Annotated in this window: 6 protein-coding genes; 3 read left to right on the plus strand and 3 right to left on the minus strand. The window is 60.1% G+C overall.

The features are described 5' to 3' along the window. Window positions 1-72: 72 nt before the first annotated feature. The 3 genes from mksB to mksF are packed head-to-tail and all read left to right on the plus strand — an operon-like array spanning window position 73 to window position 4887. Window positions 73-1353 carry an Mks condensin complex protein MksB gene (gene mksB / locus FHK92_RS20955; protein ID WP_181289763.1) on the plus strand — a complete coding sequence of 427 codons (1281 nt, stop codon included), beginning with the start codon at window positions 73-75 and terminating at the stop codon, window positions 1351-1353. Next, the gene (gene mksE, locus FHK92_RS20960; protein WP_181289764.1) at window positions 1343-2050 is read left to right on the plus strand and encodes an Mks condensin complex protein MksE; all 708 of its coding nucleotides are present in this window, start codon (window positions 1343-1345) and stop codon (window positions 2048-2050) included. Before mksB ends, mksE begins: the two co-directional genes overlap by 11 nt. Beyond that, window positions 2047-4887 carry an Mks condensin complex protein MksF gene (mksF, locus tag FHK92_RS20965; RefSeq protein WP_181289765.1) on the plus strand — a complete coding sequence of 947 codons (2841 nt, stop codon included), beginning with the start codon at window positions 2047-2049 and terminating at the stop codon, window positions 4885-4887. The genes mksE and mksF overlap by 4 nt, the downstream gene beginning before the upstream one ends. Before the next feature lie 97 nt (window positions 4888-4984). Here mksF and FHK92_RS20970 read toward each other — a convergent pair whose 3' ends face one another. The 3 genes from FHK92_RS20970 to FHK92_RS20980 are packed head-to-tail and all read right to left on the minus strand — an operon-like array spanning window position 4985 to window position 8550. After that, window positions 4985-7288: a PqiB family protein gene (locus FHK92_RS20970; RefSeq protein ID WP_181289766.1), complete on the minus strand. Its 2304-nt coding sequence runs from the start codon at window positions 7286-7288 to the stop codon at window positions 4985-4987. Then, a complete protein-coding gene (locus FHK92_RS20975) occupies window positions 7281-7904 on the minus strand; it encodes a paraquat-inducible protein A (protein ID WP_181289767.1) in 624 nt (207 codons plus the stop codon). The genes FHK92_RS20970 and FHK92_RS20975 overlap by 8 nt, the downstream gene beginning before the upstream one ends. Further along, window positions 7891-8550: a paraquat-inducible protein A gene (locus tag FHK92_RS20980; protein ID WP_181289768.1), complete on the minus strand. Its 660-nt coding sequence runs from the start codon at window positions 8548-8550 to the stop codon at window positions 7891-7893. Before FHK92_RS20980 ends, FHK92_RS20975 begins: the two co-directional genes overlap by 14 nt. Window positions 8551-8709 lie beyond the last annotated feature (159 nt).

Consider the following 8709-nt stretch of genomic DNA (forward strand, 5'->3'; position numbering starts at 1 on the left):
TCAGGGGTGAATCGCAACCGGCTCGATGCAGTACAATCGCCGCTTTTAATTGCCAACCCGACGGCCATTGCGATGATCGAACCCAAGCGCGTCTTGCGCGCCCTCGCTGAACACTGGGCATTGCTGGAACCTTTGTGCGAGCACTTCGACCAGGGCACCCTGAGCCTCAACGAACTGCGTTCACAGCTGGCCGCCCAACAATTGGACAGCACGCCCCAGGACATCACTAGCCTGCTGGATGTGTGGATCCGCCTGGACATCCTCGTGCCGGTGGCGAAAAGCCCGAACCGTTTCGAGCTCAACGCCCAGATCCATGACTTCCTCGCCTACCTTCGCCGCGAACACCGCCTGGGCCTGTGCCTGGAGATCGAAGCCTACCTGCGCCACCTCGAGCGCCTGGCCGGCTACATCCAGGACGCCTTCGACGTGCGCGACGGCAACGACCTGGCCCGCCAGTTGCGCTTGCTGGACATGCGCGTGCGCGACGTCCTGAAGAAACTCGCCAACGACGAACAGGCGCTCGTCGCCGTCGCCGAACGGGCCAAGACCAGCGACCGGCAGATTCCGCTGCGCCAGCGCTACGCCGAAGTGCTGGCGACTTGGGATGAATACGTCGAGCCGATGATCCAGTTGGTGAACGCCGACGGCGCCTTCGAGCAAGGCGTGCGCAAGGTCGAGAATGTGCTGTTGCGCATGCTCACCGAACAGCAGCGCCTCGGTCACTTGGTCGACGACGACATGCTGCTGCGTACCCACGCGCGGATCCTGGAGATGCAGACCAGCGCCCAGCTGACCCTGCGCCACGCCCGGGAATTGCTCCTGCCGCTGCGCGAAGAGGCCCGGCGCCATAACGCCGTGACCCGTGGCGCGGCGCTGGCCCTGGCTGCCATTCGTCGCAAGGGCATCGATGCCGTGCCACAAGCCGCCATGCCGCTGTTCACCCGGCCGCAAAGCACGTTCCTGGGCAGCGCGAGCCAGGTCGAAGCCTATGTCTATGCCCTGGCCCGTTTCGAACCGAAACCGGCGCGCTTCCCCAAATCCCACAAGACCCACAAGGGCGGCGATGCACCGCGTGCGCCACGCACCGTACGCGAGATGGTCGAGCGTTGCGAAGACGCCCTGCCGATGCCGGACTTGATGACCTGGCTGCTGGAGCAGGAACCGGACGGCGCCACCGACGAATTGCTGTACTGGTTCTCGCGCCTGTCGCGGGAAAAACGTTTCAAGCGCGAGCGTCTGGAACGCCGCGAGTACCACACTCACGAGCATCAGGTCAGCCTGCGCTCCTTCGCCCTGCTCTCGGCCGGCGATACCGCCGCCGAGGATTCTGCGAGCATCCCCCATGCATCTTGATCTATCCGAACTGTCCCAGCTGGCGCCGATCTTCCGCGAGCTGTTCAAGGGCTACCACGTCAGCCGCCGCGACCCGGAACTGTACGCACAACTGTCGAACTTCCAGGACCAGTACCGCACGCTGTTCAAGGCCCTGGGCTTCGAGCTGGTATGCGACACCCGTGGCTTCTACTACTTCGTGCCAGACCTGGCGGCCGCTGCGGTGAACAAGACCGCCCAGCGCCTGGCCCTGTTCACGTTCATCCTCGTCGAGCACCTGGCCGACCAGGGCCGTGACCCGATTGCCGTGCTCGATGGCGGCAGCCTGGGCCGCGATGAGCTGCCGTCGTTACTGGAGAAATACCGCGACCTGTTCATCCAGGCCGAAGTGCAGACCCAGGAAGAGTTGGAAGAAAAAATCATGCGTCGCATGACCCAACTGGGTTTTGCCAGCGAAGAAAACGGCGTGTACCGCTTCCTGCCACCGATGCATCGTTTCCTCGACGTCTGCCTGTCGGTCCAGCAGGACCGCGACCTGGCCGCCAGCCTGCACAGCGTGTTGCCGCTGCCGGCGCCGGTGCTGATCGATGAAGACAGCGACGAAAAGCTGCTGCAGACCGACGACCCGCTGGACCTCAGTGAATTCGACGGCGAAGAAGAAAGCGAAGAAGACGCACTGGCCCGCGCCATTGCCGAAGAACAGGAGACCGACGCATGAGCAAGGAACGCTACGGCATCCGCCGCTTTGCCCTTTTGAACACCGCCGGCTACAGCCTCGGTTTGTTCCCGCTGGAAGAACCGCTGTCGGTGTACGGCGCGAACAACCTCGGTAAATCCGCCTCGATCAACGCTTTGCAGTTTCCGATCCTGGCGCGCATGTCGGACATGAGTTTCGGCAAGTACAGCCTGGAGCAATCCCGGCGCTTCTACTTTGCCTCGGACACCAGCTACATTCTGGTGGAAGTCGCCCTGCCCCACGGCCCCCATGTGATTGGTGTGGTCGGACGCGGCCCTGGCGGCGGTTTCGGTCACCAGTTCTTTGCCTACGCCGGCAAACTGGACCTGGCTCATTACCAGAAAGACGATACCTGCCTGCGACAGAAAGAGCTGTTCACCAACCTTGAGCGCGAAGGCCTGAAAGCCTACGAACTCAAGCCGGATGAACTGCGCCGCCTGCTGGTCGGTGGTCACACCTCGATCCCACTGGACCTGACGCTGATCCCGCTGCGCTCCACCAGCGAGCAAAGCCTCAAGACCTTCCGCGCGCTGTTCATCAACCTGCTGCACATGCGCGAAATCACCGCAGCCAAGCTCAAGCAACTGTTCCTCGATGCGTTCGAGCACAGCCTGCGCTCGGGCAGCGTGGACTACATCGCCGCGTGCGAAGAAGCCTTCCGCGACGTACGACGCATGGAGCAGGACTACAACTCCCTGGTGGCGGCCGGTCCGCTGGTGGAAGCCCTGGCCAATGGCGTGAAGCAGCGCGACATCCTGCGGGGCAAACTGCATCGCCTCTCGCCGTTGCTCGACTCGCTGCTGGGCACTTGGTCGGACTACGCCAGCGCACGCAAGGAAGAGCTGACGATCCAGGCCGAACACTACCGCAACGAGCAGGATTCGCTGCAGAACGACCAACGCGGCGGTACCCAGGAGCTGATGCGCCTGGAGCGGGAAATCAGCGGCATCCAGCGCTGGATCGGCGAACTGTCGGTGCTCAAGAACCGCTTTGCCCTGGTGGATGACGTCAAGGTGCTGGAGCAGGCTTTGCTCGCGGCCAAGGACGCCCACGACGAACTGGCCGGCGCCCTGGCCCAGTCCCGGCAATTCAGCGCCGAAGATTTGGAAGAGCGCCTGCGGGACCTGGAAAAACGCCTGAAGTCGGTCAAGCAACAACTCGATCACGCCGACAACAACAGCTACGCCCGTCTGCGGGAAGAATTCTCCCAGCAGGACGTCGAGCGCCTGATGCGCCTGTTCAACAGCGCCCTGTTCAGCCTGCCGCTGGGCGAGCACGGCATCGCGCTGGACGAGAATGGCGAGTGGGTCAAATCCATGGAGCTGATCCTCGACGGCTTCAAGGGCGAGCGTTTCGAAGTGCCGGGCCTGTCCATCGACCTGTCCCACATCGAGCCGCCAGCCCTGCAAGCCTTGGCCGACCGCGCTGCGCTGCGTGATCAGAAAGAGCGCCTGGAAAAAGAGCTCAAGCAGCTCAAGACCCAGCAAGCCGTGGCCGCCGACCGCGCAGCCAGCAAGACCCAGACCGAGGCACTGTACCAACAGGTTCTCGATGCGCAGAAAGCCCTGGAAGATTTCCGTCGCACCCAGACCTTGAGCGCCGAAGAAGGCGAGAAACTCGAGCAACTGGCGCAAATGGAAGCCGCCCAGGACGAACTCAAGCGCTCCAGCGATGCCTTCACCGAGCGCGTCCAGCAGTTGTCTGCCAAGTTGCAACTGGTGGGCCGGCAGATCGCCGACATGGAAGCCAAGCAACGCACCCTCGACGACGCCCTGCGCCGTCGCCAGTTGCTGCCGGCCGACCTGCCGTTCGGCACGCCATTCATGGACCCGGTCGACGATTCCATGGACAACCTGCTGCCGCTGCTCAACGACTACCAGGACAGCTGGCAAGGCCTGTTGCGGGTCGACGGCCAGATCGAAGCGCTATACGCCCAGGTGCGCCTCAAGGGTGTGGCCAAATTCGACAGCGAAGACGACATGGAGCGGCGCCTGCAACTGCTGATCAACGCCTATGCCCACCGCACCGACGAGGCCCTGACCTTGGGCAAGGCGCGCCGTGCGGCGGTGACCGACATCGCCCGGACCCTGCGCAACATCCGCAGCGACTACGACAGCCTCGAACATCAACTGGCGCTGTTCAACCGCGAAATCAACAAGCGTCAGGTGTCCAACCTGCAGAGCTTCCGTATCGTCCTGGCGCCGAACAAGGAAGCGCTCAAGCACATCGACCAGATCATCCACAGCGCCGGTCAGTACGAGGAAGGCGAAACGCTGTCGGTCTTCGACCTCAGCCAGAGCGCCGAGCAGGACAACAAGAACGAAGAAGCCAAGGAGTACCTGGCGCGGCTGGTGGCGGCGAACCACAACCAGCTCGGCCTCAAGGACCTGTTCGAACTCGCGTTCGAAATCACCAAGGTCAACGGCCAGCCGGTGATTCATACCGACATCGACGGCGCGGCGTCCAACGGCACCACCATGACCATCAAGGCGCTGACCAACATGTATTTGTTGCTGCACCTAATGGACCGTGAACAGGCCGGTCGCGTGCGTCTGCCGTATTACCTGGACGAAGCGGCGGACATCGACGAGAAGAACCAGGCTGCGCTATTGGAGACCAGCTTGCAGTTGGGCTTCGTGCCGATCCTGGCCAGTGTGAAGCCGCAGGTCTGCGCCAGTGTCGCCATCGACCTGGAAGGCGGCAGCGGCCCGAATGGCATCTATATCGATGAGGCGGACTGGAAATACATTCGTCGTCACGATGCGGTGAAAGCCACGGTGAACGCCCAGGCCGACGAGCCGGAGCTGGATGCGGTTTAAAGTGATTAACTGGATGTGAAAAAGGCCGCGATCCATTGGATCGCGGCCTTTTTTGTTATTGCCTACTCCCTCGCCACGGGTGTCACTTCCAATAAGCTTACTTGCCGAGGCTGATCTTCGGCGCCCAGGTCAGCCATTCATCTTCGAACTTGTCGAACAGCGGGAAGGTCTGCTCCGGTCGTGCCGGGTTGCCCATCCGCTCGCCATCCGGCGTCGCAAAAGCAATCCCGCCCTGGATCAATGTCTCCAGCGATTCGGTCCGCACCGTCGCCCCCTTGAACAGTCCGAAATCCAGGCCGAACCCGCTGCTGTTCCAGAAGCGCGTACCGCTGCGCACCAGTGGCGCGTACTTGGGCTCGATCAGGATGTGTATCAGCACCCGATCGGCCGTCTGGCCCAACTCGTAGCCCGTCACTTTGCCCACGGTCACTTCGCGGTAAGTCACTGGCACGCCAATCTTCAACGAACCACGACGAGCGGCACTCAACACCAGACTCAACCCTGCCTCTGGCACAGCGCTTTCGGGTGGTTCGGCCAAGGCAACGAAATTTTTCTGTGGCCCGAGGTTTTTCACCGCGGGTTGCACTTCGATGTACTGGCCGGTCACCAAGGTTTCCAGGTTCGAGGTCTTCATCAATCCCAACTCAGGCTTGACCACCCAGAACTGAGTCCCGGTGCGCGCGATACGCTCAGGCACTTCGGTGATGCGTGCGGTGACCAGCACCGACTGCATGTCGGCGCTCAGATCGACGTCTTCAATCTTGCCCACATCCAATCCTTTGAACCGGATCGGCGTACCGCTGCGCAAACCGTCGGCACGGTCGACCTTGATCGTTACGACGGTGCCTCGTTGCTGCGCGGCCTCACGGTCTTCGTGTAGACGGAACCGTGGGATGCGTCGTTTCAGCGGCACGTTCGGCTCTGGAGTTTCGAAAGCGATCCCGCCGGCCATCAAGCTTTGCAGGGATTCGCTCTTTACCTGGATCCCACCGGTCAAGCCACCCGTGAGGGTGACGCCGCTGGCATTCCAGAACCGCGTGGAGCCGTTGACCAACCCTTCATATTCCTTCTCGATATGCACACCGATGATCAGTTGTTTCTTCTTTTTGGAAAACTGATAGCTCTGCACCGATCCGACCTTGACCTGCTTGTAGAGAATCGGACTGCCGACCTCCAGCGAACCGAGGTTTTCGGTCAACAAGACCAGATGCAGCCCGGGCGAACGCAGATCCAGCGGCGGCGCCTTGGCCCTGGCTTCGAACTCCCGCTGAGGGGCTCCACCCTTGTCGCCGGGTCGCACGGCAATGTAGTTACCCTTCACCAGCGCTTCCAGCCCCGTGATACCCGCCAGGGAAATTGATGGCTTGACCACCCAGAACTGAGCACCGGATACCAGGTAATCCTCAGCCAACGGATCGAGCGTCAGCTCAGCGCTGGCACTGGCCAGGTCAGGATCGACTTTCAGCGTTTTCAGGCTACCGACCTGGATGCCCTTGTACATCACGGGTGTTCGGCCAGCCTGCAACCCTTCGAAGTCACTGAGCTTGACCTTGACGCGGATCCCGGCAGCGGCTGCATCGAAATCCTCATACAGGCGAAACGGCAGGCTCGGGTCGGTGGGAGGGCTGTCCTTGCGGTTCTCCGGCGTGGCGAACGCGATCCCCCCGGCGACGATGCTGGCCAAGGACTCACTGCGTACCTTGACCCCCGACAGGTTGGCGTCGATGCTGATGCCGCTGGCGTTCCAGAAACGAGTGTGTTTGCGGACCAGGCTGGCATAGGTCGGTTCGATGAAAACCTTGATCTCTACCGTGCGCTGATCCTCGGACAGCGAATAACTCTTCACTTGCCCAACTTGAATCTGTTTGTAGAAAACCGGACTGCCACGGTCCAGCGAACCCAATCGATCTGCCTTGATCGTGAGGTGCAGGCCTGGCTTGGCGTCCGATAACGGCGGCTCTTCGGCCAATGCCTTGAACTTGCGGGTCGACTCACCTTCCCCAGGACTGATCGCCACATAGTTGCCTGAAACCAGCGTCTCCAGTCCGGTGATCCCGGCAAGCGTCACGCTTGGCTTGACCAACCAGAAACGGGTGCCGGTCTTGAGGTATTGCTCGACATCTTTGTTCATCTCGACGGTTGCGATGACGCCCTTGGAGCTACCTTCATCGTCGAGCGTGAGGTTTTTCACTTTGCCGACCGTCATGCCCTTGTAGACGACCTCAGTCTTGTTGACCTGAATACCCTCACCGCTTTCAAAACGCACATTGATTTCGATACCGGTATCGTTATAAGCACGCCAGCCGAGCCAGCCGCCGATAATCAAGGCAATCAATGGCAATACCCAGATGGCCGACCAGTTCGAAGCCGGTCGGGTTTTAGCGGTAGGCAAATCATTCATGGTCGTCATCCGACTCCGTGTTATCCCAAATCAGTCGGGGATCGAAAGTTACTGCGGCAATCATTGTCAGAATCACTACGCTGGCAAAAGCAATGGCGCCGAGACCGGCTTCGACACTGGCCAACCTCCCGAAATTCACCACTGCCACCAGAATCGCGATCACGAAAATATCCAACATCGACCAGCGGCCGATGAACTCGATAAAACGGTACATGAGGATGCGCTGGCGTGCGGACATGGGTTGGTGACGCTGCACGGAAAAAAGCAACAAGGCGATGCCCACCAGCTTGAAGGTGGGTACAACAATACTGGCAACAAACACCACCGCAGCAATCGGGATCATGCCGTGCTGAACCAGTTCGATGACCCCGGACATGATGGTGCTAGGCGCTCCTTGGCCCAACGAGTTGATCGTCATGATCGGCAGGACATTGGCGGGAACGTAGACGATCGCTGCCGTGATCAATAACGCCCAGGTCCGCATCAGACTGTTTGGTCGACGGGGGTGGATTCGGGCACCGCAACGGGTGCAAGTCTGTTTATCAGTGCCCGCTTCCTGTCGATTCAACTCATGGCATTCAGTGCAAATCAGGATGCCTGCATCAATCGCTCGCATGGGTATCTCCTCCTGACAATGCCTGCCAGATCTGATGCGGTGACATCACCACCTCCAGCCAGACCTGAACCAGCAACAAGCTGACAAAACACACCAGGCCCAGCCCCACGGTAATCGCCGCCATATCCGCTAGCTTGACGATGGCCACCAGCACGCCCATGAGATAAACCTCGAGCATTCCCCAGTCCCTGAGATGGTGATAGATGCGATACAGCAACAAGCCGTAACTTCGTCCGATATTCCAGCGAATGGTGAGCAGAACAACCAATTGACAGAGCAACTTGATCAGTGGAATAGCCATGCTGCTGAGGAAAACCACCACCGCTACGCCCTGCATCCCTGTATCGAACAGACCGACCACGCCGCTCCAAACAGTGTCCTGGGAGGATTGTCCGAGTAAATTGAGCTGCATGATGGGTAGGAAATTTGCCGGTACGAACAACAGCAGCGCGGCGATAACCAGAGCGAGACTGCGTTCCACTACATTGTGCCGGTGAGCGTAGAGCTCATATCCACAGCGAGGGCATTCCGCTTTTTCGCCGTGGGCCAGCTTAGGCTTGCGCATCAACAGATCGCATTCATGACACGCGACCAGATCGTCCAGGGGCAGATCTGACAACCTATCAACGTCTGACGAATCGGGCATAAAGCGCTCTGGCTCAACTAAGGTGCGGCTATTCTAGTGCTCCAGCTCAAAAATAACTGTGCAAATTTGTGAGGAGTTTTCGCGAACATTTGTAGCAGGCAAAACAAAACCCCTACCTGCATCAGCAGATAGGGGTTTCGGAATTTAATCTTGACGATG

This window comes from Pseudomonas brassicacearum subsp. neoaurantiaca (genome assembly GCF_013608025.1).
Lineage (GTDB): Bacteria > Pseudomonadota > Gammaproteobacteria > Pseudomonadales > Pseudomonadaceae > Aquipseudomonas.

Bases quoted from the DNA above. Each gene is read 5' to 3' on its own strand.
- mksB (WP_181289763.1), top strand. From the start codon at position 73: ATGATCGAACCCAAGCGCGTCTTGCGCGCCCTCGCTGAACACTGGGCA.
- mksE (WP_181289764.1), top strand. From the start codon at position 1,343: ATGCATCTTGATCTATCCGAACTGTCCCAGCTGGCGCCGATCTTCCGC.
- mksF (WP_181289765.1), top strand. From the start codon at position 2,047: ATGAGCAAGGAACGCTACGGCATCCGCCGCTTTGCCCTTTTGAACACC.
- FHK92_RS20970 (WP_181289766.1), bottom strand. From the start codon at position 7,288: ATGAATGATTTGCCTACCGCTAAAACCCGACCGGCTTCGAACTGGTCG.
- FHK92_RS20975 (WP_181289767.1), bottom strand. From the start codon at position 7,904: ATGCGAGCGATTGATGCAGGCATCCTGATTTGCACTGAATGCCATGAG.
- FHK92_RS20980 (WP_181289768.1), bottom strand. From the start codon at position 8,550: ATGCCCGATTCGTCAGACGTTGATAGGTTGTCAGATCTGCCCCTGGAC.